This is a genomic window from uncultured Shewanella sp., assembly GCF_947497935.1.
Classification (GTDB): domain Bacteria; phylum Pseudomonadota; class Gammaproteobacteria; order Enterobacterales; family Shewanellaceae; genus Shewanella.
In genome coordinates this window covers 41,038-62,388 of the sequence record NZ_CANMIO010000004.1, presented here as the reverse complement: position 1 = coordinate 62,388, position 21,351 = coordinate 41,038, and the positions used below count along the sequence as shown (strand labels likewise).

Sequence of the window (21,351 nt, the reverse complement as noted above, 5' to 3'; positions counted from 1 at the left end):
AAGTTTAAAAGTCGTCATTTAATTAACTCGGTATACTAGCGGCAGTGGCTAATTAGCCTTTGATTTTTGGAGTATATAAATGCAGTTAAAGACGGTAATGGTTCCGGCTGTTTTGGCGTTTGCCCTAAGTAGTTGTGGTTATTTTGGTGGTGATGAAAAGCAGCAGTTAGAGCAAGCTTGGCTAGCCAAAAATGAGCAGTTACAGCAAGTAATTGAACAGATCCGTAGTCAAGGTATTGAAGCGGTTGCAAACGGTGCCGATGTGGGCAGTGTTGCCGCTTGTGTTGCCAGTAAGCTGGAGATGGATCCCGTTGGTGAGCTTGTTAACGTTGAGGGCGCTTTAGTCGAGTCGGCAAAGATTGCTGAGCTACTTAGTGAACTAGAAGCCTTAATGGATCAAGATTTTAGCCTAGATAATATGTCTAGCCTACTACAAAAAGGCGCCGATGCAGCGGCTTATGCTAAGCAGATCATTGCCGAACAAGGTGTAGAGCAGGGATTGCAGCACCTGCAACAGATGGCAACGGCTAGCGAAGAGTTTGCGAGTCAGGATTTAGGCGCACATTTCCAGCAGTTATTATTAGAGTGCCAACAGCAAGCAAATTAATCCGCTGTTTGCAGTTGCGATAGTATAAAAAAAATGACCACATTTATGTGGTCATTTTTTGTTTTGAAGCGATTATTTGCGGCCTAATACTTTAACGCCAGCCTTTGAACCGTCAGAATTACCGAAGACTTCTAGCTTCTTTACACAGCGAGGGTAAGCAAACTTACGCCAGTCGGTGTATTTGTTTTTCTTTAGGTCACGATAAAAGTGAATCGTCTTAGTTTGACCGTTGTTAAATGTCACCTTAATCTTTTCTAGGTGAAGGTTACGCTCTGCTTTAACGCGGATAGCATCTGTTTTACGGCAAACGAGTAGCGGGATCTTAGCGCCGTGATCGCCAGCGCCTAATAAGATGGTACGACCTAGAGTGATTTGTTCATCAGCCATGGCAACATTGCTTACTGCTAGCATGCTTGCAGCCATCATTAGGCCTGCCACAAAGGATTTCATGTTCATATGTTCAATTGGTGATTCAAAAGGGCGGCTAAAATAGTTGTTTGCTTGCTTTAGCGCTAGTTTATCTTGAGTTAATTTTGATCTCGCTAGCAAATATTTAGGCCTCGTCGTCGCGTATTGGCCTTCCTTGTCACCTTGGTTAGTAATTAGGTTTTAATGTTATTAACTCGGTTGTTTATATATTTTATATTTAATGCGGTGATGCTGTAGAACTTCATTGTAAATCTTGTTGCGATTCTTGTTGTTGCTGGTTAAATCAACTGATTTTTGTCAAAAAAACGAATTTATTCAACGTGACTTAGGTCATGTTTTCCGTCAACATATGCTCATTAAAGAAGAGATTGTTAAATTAGTATTTAGCTCTATTGCAGCCATCAATGGACCAATAGTAGCCCCTTGTGAGGAATCAAAGAATGAGATCGGCAAATCCAAAAATCGTGATTGTTGGTGGTGGTGCTGGTGGTTTGGAATTAGCGACTCAATTGGGTCACAAGCTAGGTAAGAAAAACTTAGCGCAAATCATCTTAGTCGATAGGAACCGGACTCATATTTGGAAGCCATTACTTCATGAAGTGGCAACCGGCTCACTTGATTCTGCACTCGATGGGGTGGTGTATTCAGCTCATGCGGCTAAGCATGGCTACCAATTTCAACTGGGCACTTTCTGTGGCTTAGACGAAAGTACACAGTCAATTTCAGTGGCTCCCATTGTTGATGAAGCGGGTAAGGTGATGTTACCTGAACGCCAAATTCAATATGACAAACTGGTGATTGCTATTGGTAGCGTCAGTAATGACTTTAATACCCCGGGCGTTAAAGAGAACAGCTTTTTCTTAGACTCGCACCAGCAAGCAAACCGCTTTCATAATGCACTTTTAGATAGTTTTACTCGGGTGCACCAGTCAGAAAGCATTAATGAGCTTAATATCGCCATTGTTGGTGGTGGCGCAACGGGTGTTGAATTATCAGCTGAGCTTTACCATGTAACTGACATGCTTAAAGTCTATGGATTAAGTAAGATGACCGCCGATAAGCTTAATATTCACTTGATTGAAGCTGGCGAACGTATCTTGCCTGCGCTGCCAGAGCGGATTGCCACTTCAGCTAGAATTGAATTGAGCAAGCTTGGCGTTAATGTGATGGAGAATACCCGTATTAGTGAAGCGACCGCTGCAGGTTTTGTGACTTCTGAAGGTCAATTGATTGAAGCCAATATTATGCTTTGGGCTGCAGGGGTAAAAGCACCTGACTTTATCAAAGATATCGGTTTGTTTGAGCTTAACCGTGCTAACCAAATTATGGTTAAACCAAACTTACTAAGTACCGTTAGCGACGATATTTACGTGATAGGTGATTGCTGTGCCTGCCAACAAGCCGATGGTAGTTTTGTACCACCGCGCGCGCAGTCTGCACACCAAATGGCGCAGTGCGTCGAGAAGAACATTCTTAATGAGCTTAAAGGTGCGCCGCTGCACGATTATGTGTATGTCGACCATGGCTCATTGGTTAACTTATCGCGCTACAGTACTGTTGGTAGTTTGATGGGGAACTTAACTAAAAGCAGCATGTTCGTAGAGGGTAAGATTGCCCGTTTAGTGTATATCTCGCTTTACCGTATGCATCAGCAGGCGATTCACGGCACGTTTAAAACTATCGGGTTATGGTGCGCTGAAAAGGTAATGCGTGTGGTGAGACCGAGAATGAAATTACATTAATGTGTAATAAGCTAAAGTGATAAAAAAAGGGAAGTACGTTTAACTTCCCTTTTTTACTTATTGTCTTAGCTCGATTTTTACTAAGCTAAGTTTGCAGAGCCTTAGTTGCTCGATGTTGAACCGTCTTCATCGGCTTCAAATGTTGCTTCAATTTGTTGCAACTCTTGCTCTTGTCTAAGTTTAAGCTTTTCTTCCGCTGTTAATTTTACTTCATTGAGCAGAGCGGCTTGTCTTTGCTTAAGCTCGTATCTCTCAGGTTTAGTCAGAAACTTATAGGCTTTTGCATTGGAAAGTGCGTAAGCAACAACGTCTTCGCCCTTGGTTCTGCGCTCATCTACCCGTTGTGAAAAACGTTCGTTATCTCGGGCTTTGCGCTGTTCGGCATTTAATTTTTTCATATCTCGTATCCTCATTAGTTTATTTTGGTAGGGTTTCACTACCTTCAGTCAAACAAATGAGATCTGTTACACATTCATAAAGCTGATAGGGGATTTTAACATAAAATGCGGTGTGAGCCCTATGCTATTGCGCTTTTGCTAGGCCAAAGGCTTTAGTTTAACGCTGCTTCTACTTTGGACAAAGGCGAACAGGAGCGACCTTTGCTGCAAGCATGTCCCATTTTTGTTATGCCGAAGCCGCAAGTGGTGCGTTGTGGTAAATCACTTGATTTCGACCTGTGTGTTTAGCGCGATATAACCGCTGATCGGCTTGGCGTAATAGACTTGGTAACGCCATACCTGGTTGATAATTGCTAAGTCCTATACTGACGGTGATATTGATATTCTCATGTTCTGTGAGCTTAAAGGGATGCTGTGCGAGTTCTGTTCTGATTAATTGAGCAAGGGCTATTGCGTCATCTTGTTTTTTGTTTTCAATCATCACACAAAATTCTTCACCACCGATCCTAAATGTCTGTTTATCTCCGGCGATGCGGCTGATAATTTTGGCACTTTGTTGTAGAACAATATCGCCCGCTTCATGGCCATATTTATCGTTTACCTGCTTGAAAAAATCGATATCTAAAATCAGTAGGTGTACTTCATCAGCAAACTCTTGCAGAGATTGCTTTGCAACGACATCCTCGAAATACTTTGTTAGTGCTAGCCGATTAAAGCTTAATGTGAGTGGATCTTGCAGTGCCAGATTTTGTAATTTAGCTTCTGAATTAGCACGGTTTTTCTCGTAGATATGAGAAACCGCCCAAATAAGTAGATAACTAAAAATGAAGTTAATCAGCAGCGGGTTAACGGTAAAACCATATTTACCAATGATATCTGCAACTACTGCAGAGAAAAGAATAATTACCGGTAAATTCGCAAATTTCTTACCTAAAAGAAGATAGTAAACCGTGGGTAAAACCAGTACCCAGCAGATCATTGAGCCTATGGTTTTTGAGAGAGATACGGCGTAAATAACGATAGCGGTTAAGGCAAAAATATACAGGATAACTTGCCAAAATTGGTGTCTTCTTTTGACTGCTAGTACCGCCAGTGTGAATGAGCACAGTGCGTAGAATAGTTCAATAAAACCAAGAGTTATCCACTTTGCAGCAATAGATAAGTTGATAATACCAAGTAGAAAGCTCAGGCAGCCTAAAAGCGTGCACATGCCAATTAACACAGCCCTCCTTAAGTTGTAGGTACTATTTAATTCTTTGCTATCCATATCCATATTAGGTCCAGCTCCATTATGTTGCTTATATGTTATTGTATTTCTGTTTGATTTCAAACAACCCAAGTAAAAAAGAGCAAGCAACCGGCACCCGGTGGACCAACCTTTGGGAGCATAAAGCTGGTCTTTATTATTTCCTGAATCCACTGAATATGATGTCTGTTTGGTTGCAGCTCAATGCCGATGTTAGCCATTGCGCAAGAGTAAAGCTGATTACGGTTAACAACATCAGTGGCGAACTCGATAACCATCCTGAGCTTCAGGGAGAGGTGAGTCGTCACTTAGTCGATTGTGAAGACCCATTTAAAGCTTAGAGAAAGAAAATAAAATGAATAAGGCTGAGTGATGGCTCAGCCTTATTATTAATGTTTACTTTACCTTAATGCCGCCTCGACTCTGTCACGGATTTTTCGCGATTTCTCTTTGGCGAACAGCTGCATAAATTCTGCAGCATCAACTTGCTTGGCAAGAATATCCACTAAGGCTGCTTTGGTTTGAATATGCAAGAATGACATCAGTGGTTTGATTTCATCTCGGCGCGCCATAGCGGCAATATATTCGCCCATACATGGGCGGTATTTTTTGATCATATATAGCAGTAGATATTCACGTTTAACGTTTCGGCTAAATAGCCAATCGAGTAGTGCTTGAAACGCAGCCTCTTCATAGTCATCTTCATCGCATGCTAAACGAGTAGTTAAATCCATTTTTCCCTGCAAAGCGAGTTGATCCATATAGCCATCTACGAGCCCGTCGGTAAACACCTTATAGGCTGCGTAGCTATGGTTTGCGAGTAGTTCTACTAAGCGGCCACAGCGTTCATCATCGAGTAGCCACACATATTGGCTTAACGCATGGCTGCGATACTCTTTTAAATTGGCCGTGGTTTCATAGCTGACATATTGATTAAACTGCGGCGCAAACTCAGCATAATCTAGCTCGCCTTGCAGATATGCCCATAGGTTTTGGTTAACTTGGTTTCGGCGCTCTTCTGGACTAGGTAAGTTTTTGACTGCATCAATAACGCTTTGGGCGTCTACCTTGTCGTTAAGGATTAACACCTCGCCGCCGAGGTAGAGGTTGCCGTCTTTCACTGTGTCTTTGTCTGCCACTAACACCTGTAGCTCGTCGCCAACTTGCTGCAAGATCTCGGAGCATATCCAATCCATTCTATCGTTTCTGCGGGTTTGACTCAGATCGGCATTAGGATGCAATGTCAATGGTAATCGTAACTTTTTAGGTAACTCGCCAGCGTCAGTGACAAAGCCAGAGAAGCTCACATAGTCGCTAAATTTTCTCCCGATCACCTCTTCCCACGAATTAGTATTAAGCTGAATAAACTCTCTCAGACATTGCTTTAGCTCATTATCGAGTGCAAAGGGTAAGCTTGGAAAACGCATCGCCGCATGCTTATGAAAATCTAGCTTTATTGGTTGATAGCTGTAATCGAGTCCGCGGAGTAACGCCTTGGCATCACTACGTCTTGCAGCGGCCAGCATGCCTGGCTTCTCATCGGCGAGCTCACCGATTAACTCCACTAAGTTAAGGTAATCATCGGTACGTGAGGTGCTAGCGCTAAACTGCTCAACCTGGTAGGCCAAGGTGAAGGCTTTATCTATGCCATGGCTGTTAAGCATATCGAAGAAGTTGATTTCATCTAACGGCGAATCACACTTGAATTTACGGCTATGCTCGCTAAAGGCTTTAGCGATAACATGAACAACTCTAACAGGCGCCATAGTGATCAGCAGTTGCCAAATACGCTCTGCATTAATGGCTTCAGGGATGTCGAGTTGCTTTAGCCACAAGCAAGCGAGGACCACCCGTTGATAGTCATCATCGTGGTCATCTAAGAAGCTATAGCTTTTCTGTAGAGGACTAATTTTAGGGAAATACAAAAATGCTTGGCGGCAGATATCTTGGCTATACAGGTGTTGGTTTAATAGCGCTATCACCTGTTGCAGATTTAGCTCAGGCTTAGCGTCAGTAAAATAAGCTTTTAGCTGTTGTAGCTCTGTATCATTGAGGCCTTTTTCGGTGAAAGGCCCATCTTCTAAGATGTCGGCATTTTCGAGCATTAAGTTAACCGCACGTTCAAATACGCCATTTAGCCTTACATGTAACGCTTGGGTGTAGTCATCATTGCGATTTTGCAGCTTATCTTGCAGTAATAAGTATGCGCATAACGTATCGATACCAAGCTCATCTTCCGGCCAGTCTTGGCAGTCCAAACAGGCGCGATTGGCAAACAGCTCATCAGCCTGCTCGAGCATTTCGGCCGATACTTGGTTGTAACCTATGTCGATAAATTCATCTAGTAGGCTTTCGAGTGCCTTTTGCTCCGTTCTGCTTACACCTGAATCCAGCTTTGGTGTGGCATCGCTTGGCATGAAACGAGCGTAATAGTCTTCAACGCTGATAATCGCTTGATACTCTGACTCGCCCGTAAGCAGGTCGCACATTTCGTCATTAAAGGCTTGCTGGCCAAAGAAACGATAGAAAATGTCAACAAATCGCAGCATGGTTTGCGCATCGCGTACTCGGCTTGCCGGTTGTGTGTTAGCCGATCTCTGCTCCGTATCATTACAATGCATATCAGCATGAGCACTGACGCGGTTGATAAAGCCATTGCTCGATTCTTCGCTCATATCCTCATCAACTTCTAGCAGCAAATCTTTTGCTAGGTGCTCCATCACTTCATGGAAGTTGTCGCGCACATGCTCAAAGTCGTCCATATCCCAGCAAGACTCTTGGATGGCTTCAAAAAAGGTTAATGCGTGCTTTTCACTATGAGGGACGATGTTAAAGCATTCAATATCATCAAGGATCTCCGGCTTTTCACCCGTAGATATGTAAGACAGTAGAGCGTCGCTATTTTCAAGGCTCAGCATAAATTCGCTGACCATCTTAAGCCCGCCTAGATACTTGTCGCGTGCTTCTTTACGCTCAGCGCGTTCAATTCGTTGCTTTTGTTGCTGGGCAATACTGCCTGCGTAACAACAGAGTTTGCCATTAAGCTCATGCTTTAGCAGGTTTTGCAGATCCATCGCCTCATTTTCAAGGCTGTCATTAATGAAATGTTCAGCCAGCTCGCAGTTCATCTCTTCACTGTCTTTACCACAACTTTCGGCAAATAAGGTGAGATATAAATTGAGGATCGGCTTTTGTTCTTCAAGTGAGTCATGTTGGCTATAAACTAGTGCGGGCTGAGCGTGAAAACGCTGCTTTACTAACTCAATAAAGCGCGGATATTTATCAGGGTTAGCTTTTAAGTAATCCCCAAGTGGCTGGTATCTTGGGGCTGGTTGTTCCCAATCACTGCCGTAAAAAGCGAACCTAAAGCTGTGATTATCACACCAGATAAAGGCGTTAATCATCGCCTCGCACCAACCATGTTTCCTGAGTAGGCTTAACATCATATCGCCATAGCCTACCGCATGTTCATCATCCCAATAGGGGATAAAAAACTGCGCTAAATAAATCGCATCATTAGCGTCTTTGGCCGCCATCATATATAGCGGTTCTGCGCCAAATACTCGAGTGTCATCGAGCCACATCTCACTGGTGTCGTTTTCAAAGCGGGCGTAGTTAACTATAGCTTGTGCAGTCTTACGCAGCTGTGGGTAAAGCGAATCATGCTCAAGGGCTAGGGCAAATAATAGGGTTTCAGATAGATACAGCAGACGTTCATCACTTACAACATAACTACTTAAGTGGCCGCCATCAGGATTAAGCCCGAGAGCATCCATAGTGGGTTGCTTATCTTGCAGCATGTCCAGTTGTAGGTGTTCAGTTGTGCCGCTACTGTTATCCATAAACATCAAGTTGAATCGACCGCCTCTAACAAAGGCTTGATGCGCTTCTAATTGAGCTTGATAGCTTTGCAAGGCTTGCTCGATACTGGCAGGGCTGTGGCGGTTAAATTCAATAACTTGTAGCTGGCTAAATGCGTCCATACTGCTGTCCTATTAACGCTAAATCGATTCCAAAGCCGGTAAGGTAGCGGCTATCTATTTGCTGTTGAGCATAACCGATTACCCTATTTATAACAGTTGTTTAGCTGAGCGTTACTGTCGATAAAGTGTCAATTTGTGATAGAGCTTGGTTTTGGATAAGTCAGTTGTTTGATAATTAGTCTGGTGGTGTAGGTTTATTTTTCTATTGGAAAATGATGATCAGGTACGTGACTCGCTTTTTAATGTTAACGATTGGACATTGATTGCTTGGGTTAGTATGGTTAGTTCCGCAACAAGGATGCCGCACCGAAATCTTCTGATTTAGGTGCCTCCCACATCAGGATGATGTGTCTCAATCTTAGTATTTGTTTACTCATCTTGAACCGATAAATTCTTGTCGCTATACACTAGCCTTTAACTGGCTTCCATTATTTGGCAGGGCTTGTTGTTAAAGGAATTTAAAAGAAACTTAAAAGGAAGTAAGTATGAATTGGTATCTCCTCGCCCTAAAAAAGTATTTTGATTTTAGTGGCCGCTCACGACGTAAAGAATATTGGATGTTTGCGCTATTCAATATCATCTTCAGCATAGTGCTGAGCTTCATTGACGGTATTTTAGGTACCATGAGCTTAGAAACTGGAATGGGGCTATTGAGTGGGTTATACGGACTAGCGGTATTTATTCCAGGGCTTGCGCTTACGGTACGCCGACTACATGATATTAATAAGAGTGGTTGGTGGTTACTGATTCTACTGGTACCACTAATCGGTGTGATTACGATATTCGTTTTCTGCGTGCTCGACAGTAAGGCTGAAGAGAATAGCTGGGGTATGAGCCCTAAGTTGGCTTAGGCGTTAGCTGTTAATTAAAAAGGCTGCCAATGGGCAGCCTTTTCGTTTCTAGCTATTCATTACAGACTTTGATTAACGTCCGCCTGGCTCGGCAAAACGTGTCATCCAATCTTCGACTTGGTTATACCAGTAGATAGAGTTGTTCGGCTTCATGATCCAGTGATTCTCATCGGGGAAGTAGATCATCTTTGATTCGACACCACGGCTCTGCAGAGTACGGAATAGCTCAAAACCTTGGCCAACTGGTACACGGTAATCAAGCTGACCGTGGATCACTAATGTCGGCGTGTTAAAGTTCTCTGCAAAGTAGTGCGGAGAAATCGACTTATAGATCTCGGGCTTTTCCCAGTAATGACCAAATCGGGTGCTGTGCACCGCAAAGTCAGCCGACATTTGTGAATACATGTTGTACACGGCTGCATGGATCAGTAGTGCGTTAAACGGGTGCTCTTGGCCTAAAATAATTGAAGACAAGTAACCGCCATAACTCGCACCGCCGGCGACCATACGCTCGCTGTCGATCCAGTCTTTTTGCTCAAACCAGTCAGCCGCTTTAAGTACATCTTCTAGTGACTTATTCTTCCAGTCAGGGTTGATGCTGTCAGCAAACTCTTGGCCGAAACCGCTCGAGCCGTGGAAGTTTGGCCATGCTGTGACATAACCCCAAGAGGCAAAGGTTTGTGCGTTCCAGCGGTAGTGGAAACCGTCAGAGATAGCATTGTGTGGGCCACCGTGAATCAGCATCATTAGCGGATACTTCTTGCTGCTATCAAATCCTGGAGGGTAATGGACCCACATCTGAATGTCTTGATCGTTATAGCCTTTGTAGGTTACCGACTCATAAGTACCCATGTCGACATCTGCAAGAATGTCATCGTTAAAGCTATCTAGACGCGTCGTTTTGCCGTTACGCGGGTTAATGGTCACAAGGCGTGCTGGGTATAAAAAGCTGTCGTTGGTGGCAACGATAGTGCCGTCTTCTGCCATCACTGGCTTACCAAAGTTAGTGTCTTTGGTAATGGCTTTTACTTTGCCGTTTTTAGCATTGATATGATAAATGCGGCTAGTCGCGGCATCATCAATTGCGGCATAGAAACCTTTGCTGTCGGCAGTCCAGCCAAAGCGTGATACAGAGCGATCCCAAGTGTCGTTAATCACCTTTGGTTGACGCTGTTTCATGTCCATCAAGACTAGGCGTGATGTGTCAGCATAGAAGCCGTGGATCAGCTGCTGAGTAAAGGCTAAGGTTTTACCGTTAGGGCTAAACTGCGGATTGCTATTTGGCGCTTCATTATCTGGAGTTAAGTTTTCTGCTTTGCCGCTACCGATCTTAGCTAAGAAAATATCAATCTTAGGATCAACTTCGCGGGTTTTCATTGAAGCGTTCCAGCCATTAGCCGTAAAGGCAATCCACTGCTCGTTTGGCGCAATATCATAGCTTGAGGCGCTTTGTGATGAGCGTGGTAACTGCTGACTCAGTGGTTGAGTGATAGCTTCGATTTCACCGCCTGTTGCAGGAATACGGAATACATGAGCCTCGCGGTCTTCATCAATCCAGTGATCAAAGCTTGAGTAAGGTAGCTCTGTCCATTGGTGGGCAGAGACTTTGGTTTCTTTGTCGGCCTTTAGCTGCTCTGTCATCTCCTCCCAGTTCTTACCTGGGAAAATACGGCTAATAAAGTAGATATGTTTACCTACCCACTTCATACCGTAAACGCCGCCCGGTACGTCGGTTAGCTTTTGCGCCTCACCTGGACCTGTCATTGGTAATAGGTAAACCTGGCCTGCAGAATCGTCATCACGCTTGCTGATAAATGCGAGTGTTTTGCCATCCGGTGAGAAGGTGGCTTCGCTAGCGCGCATGCCTTTGGCTGTTAGTGCTTGTTGGCTATCGCCATCTTTGTCAAATAACCAAAGCTGGGTTGAGCCTTTATCTTCAGGCACATCATATTGGGTCACTGGGGCGACGATTTTGTCGCCGTCCGGTGAAATAATTGGACTGCCTATACGGTTAAGTTGCCACAGCACATCAACCGAAAGGGGTTTAGTTGAGTCTGCAAATGCACTTGCCATCGGCATTAGCATAGACAATAACAGGATCCCGGCTTTCTTCACGAGTGGTTCTCCTTAGGAGCAATTTGTTGAGTTTTTTATTAGTGTTTTAGCCAGCTTGTTACTGGCGAAGCTAGTATAGCCACGAGTATTACAAAAAGGATATCAATATAAAGAGGCTGTTGCAGATGGTTACAATTGGAGGCTTTACGGGGAGAAAATAGGCTTAAGCTTTGTGAGCGAGGAGCAGAGTGGTGCAAGTGTTTGGCCGATGGCCGATGGTGGACTAAAACAGAGTTAAGATCGCTTAGTTAAAAGCACTTAGCTAAAAGCATCTAGATAAAGCAAGTTAACAGTATTTCAGTGGCGGCCAAATTAAAAAGGGCATTTGGCTACCACCGATTGACTATCTATGGCTGGAGTTGAGATTAAAAATCTTCGTCGTCGCCACCAAAATCGCCAAAACCACCATCGCCAAAACCTGCGTCATCAAAGCCGCCGAAGCTTTCATCACCGCCAAAACCTGTGTTAGCAAAAGTGTCTTCGCTCGCATACTCAGAAGCAAAACCAGAATTGTCATCTAAGAAGCTAGAACCTGTATCTTCAGGTGCTGCGGTATCAGCAGCTGCAGTTTCTGTTGGCGCTTCAGTTTCAGCAGGAGCTTCAGGTGCGACTTCCGGTGCCGCTTCAGCAGTTGCAGTCTCTTCGCCACCAAACAGTGCATTGCTAATTAAGTTGCCGGCAACCATACCCGCTGCAACACCCGCTGCAGTTTGCATGAAGCTACCAAATGCACTTGGTTGACGTACAGGCTGAGGTTGTACTGGCGCTGGGTTAGCACCGCCCATCATACGGCTTAGTGCGCCACGCTCAGATTCTTTTCTGAAGTGATCAACTTGAGTCTGTAAAAAGTCACTTTTTGACTTCAGCTCTTTAAGTGCCATCTCTTGTACAAGTACCGCTTGAGTTAACTTGTAAACGATATCTTCTTGAGAAGCGATCTCTTGGCTGATTAGGCTTTCAGCTTCAGCATCTTTTGGCTTGTTCGGGCTAGCCTTTAGTTTGTCGGCTACGTTTTGAATCAGTTCTTGTTCTTGCGGAGTCATTGTCAAATTCCTAAATGTAAGGATACGTCTTTACGTATTTGACGCGCATCCTAGCCTAAGGTTCACAGAGTGCGTATAACTAATAATTAATCAGCTAATCAACAGCTTAAATAACTATCAGTTAACAACAATTAACAAACAAGCAGCTTTAAAAACTTACAAAGATTAAGAGAGTTTTATCTAAAATTGCTTAGGCTTTAATCTGTATCGAGAGGAAAGGGTAAAGCAGAGGGAAGCTAGAGAGGACTAGGAAAAGCTAAGTGGTAAACAAGTGCTTACCCTATCAAAGGGTAAGCACTTTCAGTTGGGCGTTTATAGTCTTAGAAAGACATAAACAGACCAACAACGGTCGCCGATAATAGGTTAGCTAGTGTTGCAGCTAAAAGTACTTTCATACCAACAGATGCGATGTAGCTAGACTTATTTGGGATCATGGTGCTCAACGCTGCAACCACCATAGACACTGAGCCGATATTAGCAAAGCCACATAGCGCAACAGTGATGATAGCCACAGACTTTGGTGACATCACTTCGCCTGTTGCTGCAACCACAGTTTCACCAGAGATGTACGGAGCAAAACCTGCGTAAGCAACGAATTCGTTAAGTACTAGCTTTTGTGCGATAAAGTTACCGGCAATATTGGCTTCAGCCCAAGGTACACCGATTAACCAAGCGATAGGTGAGAATGCATAGCCCATTAATAGCTCAAGAGTCACATCCTTAAAGCCAAATAGTCCGCCAGCCCAGCCGATCATGCTGTTTAGCATCGCCATTAAGCCGATACAGGCAATCAAAATTGCACCTACTACTGCGGCAATTTGCATACCAGCAATTGCGCCTTTAGCAATCGCATCGATAAAGTTAGATGGCTTTTCATCATCTGGCAGTGCAGGTACATCACTCACTGGCTGCTCAGTCTCTGGGATCATTAACTTAGCAAATAATAGACCTGCTGGCGCACTCATAAAACACGCCATAACTAAGTAGCGCACTTCAACGCCCATACCTGCAAGACCTGCTAATACAGAGCCTGCAATCGAGGCTAAACCACCGACCATGATGGCAAAGATCTCTGATTTAGTCAGGTGTGGATGCCAAGGTTTAACGAATAGTGGCGCCTCTGTTTGACCACATACCGTGTTGGCAATGGCGTTCATTGACTCGGCTTTCGATGAACCAATTAGCTTTTGTAGACCGCCACCAAGTACTTTAACTACAAAGCCCATGATACCCATGTAGTGCAGTAAGCTAACTAATGAAGCGGTGAAGATGATTGCTGGCAATACTTGGAAAGCAAAGATAAAGCCTAAGTTTTCAACTTGGAAAGTCACTAGGTTACCAAACACAAAGCTAATACCTTTAGACGCGAAGCCTAAAACATTGGCTACGCCGTTTGATAAAGACAGTAGTACGCTTTCACCAAAGCTGGTGGCCAATACAAAACCAGCAATGGTTAATTGGATCAGCAGTGCGCCACCGACTGTACGCCAGTTGACTTGCTTTTTAGCATTACAAAAAAGGTAGCCTACGATTAGTAGCGCTACGATACCTAATATGGATTGAAACATAATAGTTATAACCTATTGTTTATTTGATTAATTAAGCTGATTGACTCAGTTAGTTGAGTAAATGGGTTAAGCGCTCTACATGTTGTTGAGCTAATTGCATAACGGTATTTTGATCGCCGCCTTCATCAGGTGTTGAATTCATCTCGAAGGTGATCACCGTATCGACAATTTCCATTTGTGCAGCCTTCACGGGATGCATAGCGGCTTGTAAATACTGCTCAAGAGGCAAGAAGTTAAACTCACCTGGTTGATAGGAATTTTCAGTTGCACCACAGGTAATGGATAAGATCACTTTTTTGCCTTTTAGCTTGTCGCCGTTAGGACCAAAGGCAAAGTTGTAGGTAAAAACCTCATCGAACCACAGCTTCATCAATGCCGGATAGGTTGACCAGTACAGTGGAAACTGTAAAACAATCGTATCGGCTTGAGTCAGTAAGGCTTGTTCAGCGACAACATCAATTCGAAAGCCTTGGCAGGCCTCATCGAGTTTATGGATCTTAATCTGGCTAGTTGTCGCTAGCAGGTTAAGTATTTCGGTATTTGCAACGGAGCGTTTGAGGTCGGGATGGCCCGAGATCAGTAGCACATTGCTGTTGGTGTCATTCATTTTTTGTACACTTAAAGTCGTCTAAAAGTCATAAATAAGTGCGCGCAGTCGACCTCAAAACCGTTGTTTTTGAGGTTAATTTTAGTTTTATAAAGTTGACCTTTTATCTGGTCTAGATCTGCGGCGCGCTAATATTGCACAGACGCTTATTAATGTGGATTAACTTGATAGGATATTGGCGGGCGAGTCACACTTACCTTGTGGCTGTTGGGTGATTGTTAGACGGTTTGCGGCGTATTTAGCCAGTGACGTAATTTCATTCGGCACTAAAGCTATTGTCAGTCTACTTATCCAATGCAGCTATAATCCTTATTGTGGCAAGGAGCTTGCTGATTAACTTCTACTTTTGATTGCGTCTTAGTGAAATATCGCCGCTAATAATTTCGACTTGCTCGCCAGTTAAACTTACCAACTTAGCTTCAATATGCATCGACATCGGAAACTGACTATCAGGTTGCTTAATGATCACTTCGGCATAGGTTCTTACTCGATTAGATAAAAAGTAATAACGGCCATTCCAGGTACAGTCAAAGTAGAAGTTTTTCTCGCTAAGGTTAATGTTCTCTAGCCGATTCTTAGCGTGCCTTAGATAATTGTCGGTGGTGATAATGCTGCAAGTATTTTTGTTACTGCTATTGGTGTTAGTAAACTTAAAATTGAGCGCAGACTTATTATTGAGCTTGCCTTCTGTGCCACCTAGGTATTTATTGAGCTCAATTGTCACCACATCACTGTTGGAATGGCTGGCCGCTTTTGAGATGGCGAGTGAATTGAACGATAGCAACAGTAAGCCACTAGCAATCAGTATATAACTCACTCTGAGCAGAATATGCATGGTGCTTTCCTTGCCTGTTAATCTCTTTACATCTGTGCATTCTTTACCCATCCATAATGCACTTCAGTCGTCAATTCAGCAAGTGTGGGCTTGTAATTAAGTTATTGAAAATTAAGTGTTCTATTGATTAGGTATTCTACTCGTTAGGCATAGCATCATTTTCTAATCGATTGATGGAACTATGAAAAATATTGCAATGTTGGACAGGTGGAGGAGTCTGCCCAACTTAAACCATAGTATTGCTAAGTCGCGTGCATGTTAATGGATGCTTTGGTGGCTGAAGCGCAAATGCTTGGCATCCTTAATCAGTTTGATAAAGTCCTCTCTAGCCATGTGAACAAGCGTGTTGTGGTCACCAGCTTCAATGTAAACCTCTTTGGCTTCGACTAACAGATCGTCATAAACGGCCTCGACATTGTAGACCTCTCCTAGCGATGGGATAGCACCTTTGTGACAGTCGCTAAACATCTCATAGACCTCTTTCTCTTCAATCAAGCGTAGATCGCGGTTGAGTTTGTCGCCCAGTGCTCTAAGGCTGACCTTATGGTTTGCGGGCAGTACGGCCATGACTCTTCGGTCTTCATGATCTTCTAGGATCACAGCCTTAGCTAGCTGAGAGGGTGAGATATTGGCGGCAATAGCCGTGCTCAAAGAGCTAAAACTATGGGGATGAGGAACAAGATCATAGTCGATCTTATTGTCATGCAAGTATTCATTCAATCGTTCTGAAATAGACATGGTATTACCTCATAAAAGTCCAATGATTCTCCCCATAATTATAGTTCAGCACAGATATTACTGGTTGAATACGGCAAAGGTTTTTCTGGTAAAAAGCAGAAAGCAATGCGCTTCCTGCTAAGTATAATGGTTAGTGATTGAGCCAGTGCTGGCAGGCGAGAGCTGCCACACTTAATTTAATATCATAGGGCAGAGGTTGGGGCTTGGCGTTAACGATTTAGCGTTTAGGACAATTCGATCAAGACTTAATGATTGTAGTGCCAAGCCGAGATCCATTATTTCAATCGGGTGCCGTCACCAGCTGCAAGGTTGATACGTCTTTATTTCTCGTAGGGCTCTGAAATTCAATTGAATACTTTAACTAAAAGCTTCATGCTCCGCCTCTAAAAGCGAGTGATAGGGTCATGTTGCCAAAGAGTCATTATGAGATTTTTATTTCTATTGATCGTTTTCTTGTTGGTTGGATGTGTAAGTCCTGAAAGAAATCAAGATTTTGCCATTGAGAGTTATCGCAAGGCAGCAGAGCAAGGCGATGCTGACGCGCAATATACGCTCGCAACCCTGTATGATTTTGGAATTGGCACATTGAAGAACAGTGACGTAGCGATTAAATGGTATCGCAAAGCGGCAGCACAAGGCATTGCCGACGCGCAATACAAACTCGGGTCGATTTATGATTATGGACTTGGTGTACCGGAGAACAGACAAGAAGCACTCACATGGTATTACCTAGCGGCGGAGCAAGATCATGTCGATGCACTTTATGCCATAGGGATGATTTTTCATTCGACTAGAAAAAACTACCCTGAAGCCATTTATTGGATAAGAAAAGCGGCAGATAAAGGCCTTGATGAAGCCCAGTATGACATGGCTAGAATGCTAACGTTTGGAGTGGGTATTGCAGAAGATAAAGTGCAAGCTTTTGCCTGGTATATGAAAGCCGCTGAGCAAGGCCATGTTGCTTCCCTATTTTATGTTGGTTCTGCCTATGATTTTGGACAAGGCGTTGCTGCCAACAAGGTAAATGCCTTTGATTGGTATCAAAAAGCAGCCAATGAGGGGCACGCAAAAGCCCAGTTTTACTTAGCCTCAATGTATGAACTAGGGGAAGGTACCAAAATTAACAAAGCGAAAGCCATAAGCTGGTATTTGAAAGCGGCTGAGCAAGGGCTATCCGATGCGCAATATAGCCTTGGGGTGATGTTTGAACAGGGTGACGGTGTGGTCAAAAGCATGTCTGAAGCGATAACCTGGTACACGGCTGCGGCCAAGCAAGGAGATGCTGAATCACAGTATGTATTGGGTAGCATATATGAATCAGATAACAGTGATCCGCAAAATCCACATATCGCTGAGATGTGGTATCTAGAAGCCGCAGCGCAGGGACATCAGCAAGCGTTAGAAGCGTTAATGCGAAGTCCTACAGAGCTGCGTACAGTGCATTAACGAAAAGACAGTACATTGATGTGTATTGGTCATCACTAGGTCTGACACTTTGATCAAAGAACAGAATTCCTAAACCCAAGAAGCTAAAAGGTAACTCTCAAACTTCATGCCTATCAGGCGCGAATTGGCGGTTGAGCAAATATGTTTTTGATAAGGGCTGATGTTCCTCTTTGAGGCGCGGAAATGAGAGGCCACTATGCTGCTCAAACAGAAGCAACATAGTGGCTAACACTATCTCAATACCTTACTTAAAAATGCCTGAGTTCTGGCTTCTTTAGGATGGCTAAATAGCGCCTCGGGTTCGCTGTTTTCTACGATTACGCCGCCATCCATAAAGATCACTCTATCGGACACATCTCGTGCAAAGCCCATCTCGTGGGTGACAATGACCATGGTCATGCCTTTTTGTGCCAAGGATTTCATCACATCGAGTACATCACCCACCATCTCAGGATCGAGCGCCGATGTCGGCTCATCGAACAACATCAGCTCTGGCTTCATCGCTAAGGCTCGAGCAATGGCGACACGCTGTTTTTGGCCTCCCGACAGGCTAGAGGGATAAGCATCCGCCTTATCTTTTAAACCTACTTGCTCAAGCAGGGACTCGGCTTCAATATCCGCTTGTGCTTGGGTCATCAGCTTTAGTTTTACAGGTGCAAGGGTGATGTTCTGCTTAACTGTTTTATGGGGAAACAGGTTAAAGTTTTGAAACACCATACCGACTTTTTGTCTTAGCTTATCAACACAGGCACCTGCAGCGCTAATCGATTGACCATCTATGATGATTTCACCTTCGGTGGGCTGCTCGAGTAAGTTGATGCAACGTAGAAAGGTACTCTTACCGCTACCCGATGGCCCAATCACACTGACAACTTCGCCATGGTTAATCTGCTCGCTTATCCCCTTTAGCACTGGGTTATCGCCAAAGCTCTTATGTAAGTTATTTATTTTAATCACTTTGCTTTAACCTCGTTTCAAATCTAGACAGCATAAAGGTGAAGATATAGGTCAGTAATAGGTAGATCAGTGCACAGGTAAATAGCGGTACACTGTCTTCAAAGGTACGGCTACGGATGATCTCACCTGCCCGCATCAGATCTACTCCGCCGATAAAGCCAATCACGGCGGTTTCTTTGAGCAATACGATAAACTCGTTACCTAGCGATGGCAGAATGTTCTTAATCGCCTGAGGTAGAATGACCTCTTTCATAGTTTGGCCGTGAGATAAACCGAGTGATCTTGCCGCCTCCATTTGGCCTTTATCGACAGCTTGAATACCCGCACGAATGATCTCTGAAATATAGGCTCCGCTGTTAAGGCCAAAGGCGATAATCGCTGCGGTGATCTTATCGACATCCAGCGCGGCGAGCACGATAAAGTAAAGGATCACTAACTGCACAACTACTGGCGTACCACGAATAATGCTAACGTAAATATTAGCAGGCCAGCTCAGGTACCATTTTGAAGACATCTTCATCAAGGTCGTAGCGACCCCGAGTATCGAGCCGATTATCATGGCGAAGAAGGTCACAATAAGGGTGACTTTAAGGCCATTGAGAATAAGGTAAATACCGATTAAACCGTCTTCACCTATGGGGGTAAATAGAGAAGTGTTAATTGCATCAATCATTGCAGGCTCACTTCATATGCTTGTTAACGAGGGCTTCATAGCCACCGTTTTGCTTCATGATGCTTAGGCTATTGTTGATGCTGTCTAGCAGTTCAACTTTGTCTTTAGCCACCGCAAATCCGTAAAACTCGGGTGAGAAATCCAGCTCAACCATCTTTAGCTGTGGGTTCTTCTCTAAAAAGCTGATGGCGGGTTCGCTGTCAAATAGCACTAGGTCGACTTTTGAGTTTCTCAGTTCCATTACCGCTTCGAAGCCTGAGTTGAAGGCCGTTACCTGCTGGCTATAGCTTTTCGCCATGATGTCGCCGGTCGAACCTAGTTGCACCGCGATATGCTTACCCTTAAGGTCTTCTAGACTTTTGATGCTGTTATTGTCTTTATTCACAAGCACCATTTGAGTGGCTTCATAGTAAGGCTCAGAAAAGTTAACGCTTGCCTGACGTTCTGGCGTGATGGTCATGCCCGAGGCGATAAAGTCGACCTTGCCCGCATTGAGCGCCACGATCAGCGAGTCAAAATTCATGTTCTCAACTTTGAGTGTCTTACCGGCATCTTTGGCGATTTGCTTAGCTAAATCGATATCGAAGCCCATGATTTCATCGCCGCTAGCGCCACCTACGTATTCAAATGGTGGGAATGAAGCATTGGTGCCCACAACCAGTACATCATCACTCTTACCGCAGCCAGTTAACATTAATGCGCCTGTTAATCCTAAGCTTGCTATAACCAATACTGACTTCTTCATTTTCAATTCTCTTCATCAAAATACTTAATTGGCATCGACTATAAATGGATGAAAATTAAAATCAATAATTATTCATATAAAATGACTTAAAATTCAGTCTTGGGTGGTTTGAGTGAGCAGTTATTAATCGCTTTCGTTGTTTGTTAACGCTTTGGTAACAGTATTTGTAGTGTTTTTGCTGGTGTCCTCTTTGTTGTTTAGATATTCATATAGTAGTGGCTGGTGAATAAATATGTAGTGGGTTTGCGTGGGGGAAGAGCTGAAAAATTAGAGCCGCTTCTTAAAATCATAAAGTAATCGTTAACAAACAAAATATTTCAAATTACTCTGAGAAAGCGTTTTTGCATTGTTAATGCTCAAATATCTACATGGCTCTGATACAAGGTTAAGCATGAAAGACGGTATACAACATGAAGCCTATCAAATGGTGCTCTTTAACGCTTTAGCCTGTACTGGCAGTTTAACTAAAGCCGCTGAAAAACTTGGGATATCTGTCTCTCATGTCAGTAAACAGCTGAATGTCATTGAGAAGAGGCTTCAAACTCAACTGATTAATAGGAATACTAGAGCACTGACCCTAACTGAGGAAGGTCGGGACTTCGCGAGTTACTGTGAGGTCATCGTGAGCCAGATTCATTTGGCGAACACGAAAATACCGGGTTGTAGAGACGAGCTTTCAGGGAATGTACGATTAGCACTTTCCTGTTCATTTGGAAATTTGCACGTTTTACCTGTTTTGGATGATCTTCAAAGAAAGCATCCACGACTCAATATCGAAGTGAGTTTATTTGATTATAAGGTAGACATGTTGGATGAAGGTTTCGACCTTTGGTTTACGACTTTTGAAGAGATAAATATAGGCTATGTTGCGCAAAGAATAGTGGATACACACTTTATATTGTTGGCATCTCCAGACTATATACAAAGGCATGGTGAGCCAATACACCCTGACGATTTGACGGAGCACAACTGTGTTACCTACCACAGTAAGGATCGCAGTTATACCCATTGGTTATTTGCAAAAGACGGTAAACAGCGGGATATACAGGTCTATGGAAACTATCGAGTCGATAAGGCTGAGGCTATTCGTGATGCTGTGCTGGCAGGCAGAGGCATTGGTTATATCGGCAGCTACCTTTTAACCGATGAATTAGAGAAAGGAGAGCTGCTCCCCTTGATGAGGGATTGGAAGCCAACGCAAAAAATGCCTGTCTATGCGGTTTACCCAAGAAGCCAAAACCTTCCTACTCGACTGAAAACGATTATAGATGCTGTTAAGCATTCGATTGGTCAACCAGCATATTGGGACCAAAACATATCAAAGTGGGTTAACGGATAGCAAGTTAACCTAAACTTGGTATCTGCTTT

General features: G+C 43.7%; 19 protein-coding genes. 6 read left to right on the top strand and 13 right to left on the bottom strand.

The genetic code is table 11. The features are described 5' to 3' along the window. Nucleotides 1–79 precede the first annotated feature (79 nt). Nucleotides 80–607 carry a hypothetical protein gene (locus tag Q1A86_RS05855; protein WP_299804078.1) on the top strand — a complete coding sequence of 176 codons (528 nt, stop codon included), beginning with the start codon at nt 80–82 and terminating at the stop codon, nt 605–607. A 72-nt stretch (nt 608–679) separates the two neighbouring features. On the opposite strand, the gene Q1A86_RS05850 is transcribed toward Q1A86_RS05855, so the two are convergent. Further along, on the bottom strand, nt 680–1,057 hold the full coding sequence (locus tag Q1A86_RS05850) for a DUF2541 family protein (protein WP_299804077.1): 378 nt from the start codon (nt 1,055–1,057) through the stop codon (nt 680–682). 419 nt (nt 1,058–1,476) lie between these two features. Here Q1A86_RS05850 and Q1A86_RS05845 point away from each other — a divergent pair, with 419 nt between their 5' ends. Continuing rightward, a complete protein-coding gene (locus tag Q1A86_RS05845; protein WP_299804074.1) occupies nt 1,477–2,778 on the top strand; it encodes an NAD(P)/FAD-dependent oxidoreductase in 1,302 nt (433 codons plus the stop codon). A gap of 101 nt (nt 2,779–2,879) precedes the next feature. Here the strand turns inward: Q1A86_RS05845 and Q1A86_RS05840 are convergent, their stop codons facing one another. Together Q1A86_RS05840 and Q1A86_RS05835 are read right to left on the bottom strand one after the other, a co-directional pair. Further along, on the bottom strand, nt 2,880–3,176 hold the full coding sequence (locus Q1A86_RS05840; protein WP_299804072.1) for a DNA polymerase III subunit epsilon: 297 nt from the start codon (nt 3,174–3,176) through the stop codon (nt 2,880–2,882). A 226-nt stretch (nt 3,177–3,402) separates the two neighbouring features. Beyond that, complete coding sequence (locus tag Q1A86_RS05835; protein ID WP_299804070.1) at nt 3,403–4,449, bottom strand: GGDEF domain-containing protein; 1,047 nt, start codon at nt 4,447–4,449, stop codon at nt 3,403–3,405. Nucleotides 4,450–4,478: 29 nt separating this feature from the next. Here Q1A86_RS05835 and Q1A86_RS05830 point away from each other — a divergent pair, with 29 nt between their 5' ends. Then, nucleotides 4,479–4,763, top strand: coding sequence for a hypothetical protein (locus Q1A86_RS05830; RefSeq protein ID WP_299804067.1), 285 nt, complete (start codon nt 4,479–4,481; stop codon nt 4,761–4,763). Nucleotides 4,764–4,823: 60 nt separating this feature from the next. On the opposite strand, the gene Q1A86_RS05825 is transcribed toward Q1A86_RS05830, so the two are convergent. Further along, nucleotides 4,824–8,405, bottom strand: a complete 3,582-nt coding sequence (locus tag Q1A86_RS05825; protein ID WP_299804064.1) for a hypothetical protein — start codon at nt 8,403–8,405, stop codon at nt 4,824–4,826. Between the two features lie 485 nt (nt 8,406–8,890). On the opposite strand from Q1A86_RS05825, the gene Q1A86_RS05820 reads away from it, so the two are divergent. Beyond that, nucleotides 8,891–9,256 carry a DUF805 domain-containing protein gene (locus Q1A86_RS05820; protein WP_299804061.1) on the top strand — a complete coding sequence of 122 codons (366 nt, stop codon included), beginning with the start codon at nt 8,891–8,893 and terminating at the stop codon, nt 9,254–9,256. A 72-nt stretch (nt 9,257–9,328) separates the two neighbouring features. Here Q1A86_RS05820 and Q1A86_RS05815 read toward each other — a convergent pair whose 3' ends face one another. The 6 genes from Q1A86_RS05815 to Q1A86_RS05790 all read right to left on the bottom strand — a co-directional run bounded on the left by Q1A86_RS05815 (nt 9,329) and on the right by Q1A86_RS05790 (nt 16,162). Next, nucleotides 9,329–11,371, bottom strand: a complete 2,043-nt coding sequence (locus tag Q1A86_RS05815; RefSeq protein ID WP_299804059.1) for a S9 family peptidase — start codon at nt 11,369–11,371, stop codon at nt 9,329–9,331. Between the two features lie 365 nt (nt 11,372–11,736). Further along, a complete protein-coding gene (locus Q1A86_RS05810; RefSeq protein WP_299804057.1) occupies nt 11,737–12,414 on the bottom strand; it encodes a DUF2076 family protein in 678 nt (225 codons plus the stop codon). Between the two features lie 320 nt (nt 12,415–12,734). Then, entirely contained in the window at nt 12,735–13,982 is a 1,248-nt protein-coding gene (locus Q1A86_RS05805; protein WP_299804053.1) for a nucleoside transporter C-terminal domain-containing protein, read from the bottom strand. A 49-nt stretch (nt 13,983–14,031) separates the two neighbouring features. Next, nucleotides 14,032–14,589: an NAD(P)H-dependent oxidoreductase gene (locus Q1A86_RS05800; protein ID WP_299804050.1), complete on the bottom strand. Its 558-nt coding sequence runs from the start codon at nt 14,587–14,589 to the stop codon at nt 14,032–14,034. A gap of 340 nt (nt 14,590–14,929) precedes the next feature. Then, the gene (locus Q1A86_RS05795) at nt 14,930–15,424 is read right to left on the bottom strand and encodes a hypothetical protein (protein ID WP_299804047.1); all 495 of its coding nucleotides are present in this window, start codon (nt 15,422–15,424) and stop codon (nt 14,930–14,932) included. Nucleotides 15,425–15,682: 258 nt separating this feature from the next. After that, nucleotides 15,683–16,162: an aminoacyl-tRNA deacylase gene (locus Q1A86_RS05790; protein WP_299804045.1), complete on the bottom strand. Its 480-nt coding sequence runs from the start codon at nt 16,160–16,162 to the stop codon at nt 15,683–15,685. 423 nt (nt 16,163–16,585) lie between these two features. Here Q1A86_RS05790 and Q1A86_RS05785 point away from each other — a divergent pair, with 423 nt between their 5' ends. Beyond that, nucleotides 16,586–17,608, top strand: a complete 1,023-nt coding sequence (locus Q1A86_RS05785; RefSeq protein ID WP_299804043.1) for a tetratricopeptide repeat protein — start codon at nt 16,586–16,588, stop codon at nt 17,606–17,608. A gap of 231 nt (nt 17,609–17,839) precedes the next feature. On the opposite strand, the gene Q1A86_RS05780 is transcribed toward Q1A86_RS05785, so the two are convergent. From Q1A86_RS05780 to Q1A86_RS05770, 3 genes are read right to left on the bottom strand one after another with little or no spacing between them, the layout of a single operon-like run. Continuing rightward, nucleotides 17,840–18,565, bottom strand: a complete 726-nt coding sequence (locus Q1A86_RS05780) for an amino acid ABC transporter ATP-binding protein (protein ID WP_299804040.1) — start codon at nt 18,563–18,565, stop codon at nt 17,840–17,842. Further along, nucleotides 18,558–19,238: an amino acid ABC transporter permease gene (locus Q1A86_RS05775; protein ID WP_220758753.1), complete on the bottom strand. Its 681-nt coding sequence runs from the start codon at nt 19,236–19,238 to the stop codon at nt 18,558–18,560. The genes Q1A86_RS05780 and Q1A86_RS05775 overlap by 8 nt, the downstream gene beginning before the upstream one ends. Before the next feature lie 7 nt (nt 19,239–19,245). Further along, nucleotides 19,246–19,983 carry a basic amino acid ABC transporter substrate-binding protein gene (locus Q1A86_RS05770; RefSeq protein WP_299804033.1) on the bottom strand — a complete coding sequence of 246 codons (738 nt, stop codon included), beginning with the start codon at nt 19,981–19,983 and terminating at the stop codon, nt 19,246–19,248. Nucleotides 19,984–20,374: 391 nt separating this feature from the next. Here Q1A86_RS05770 and Q1A86_RS05765 point away from each other — a divergent pair, with 391 nt between their 5' ends. Further along, nucleotides 20,375–21,322, top strand: a complete 948-nt coding sequence (locus Q1A86_RS05765; protein WP_299804031.1) for a LysR family transcriptional regulator — start codon at nt 20,375–20,377, stop codon at nt 21,320–21,322. Nucleotides 21,323–21,351: the final 29 nt, after the last annotated feature.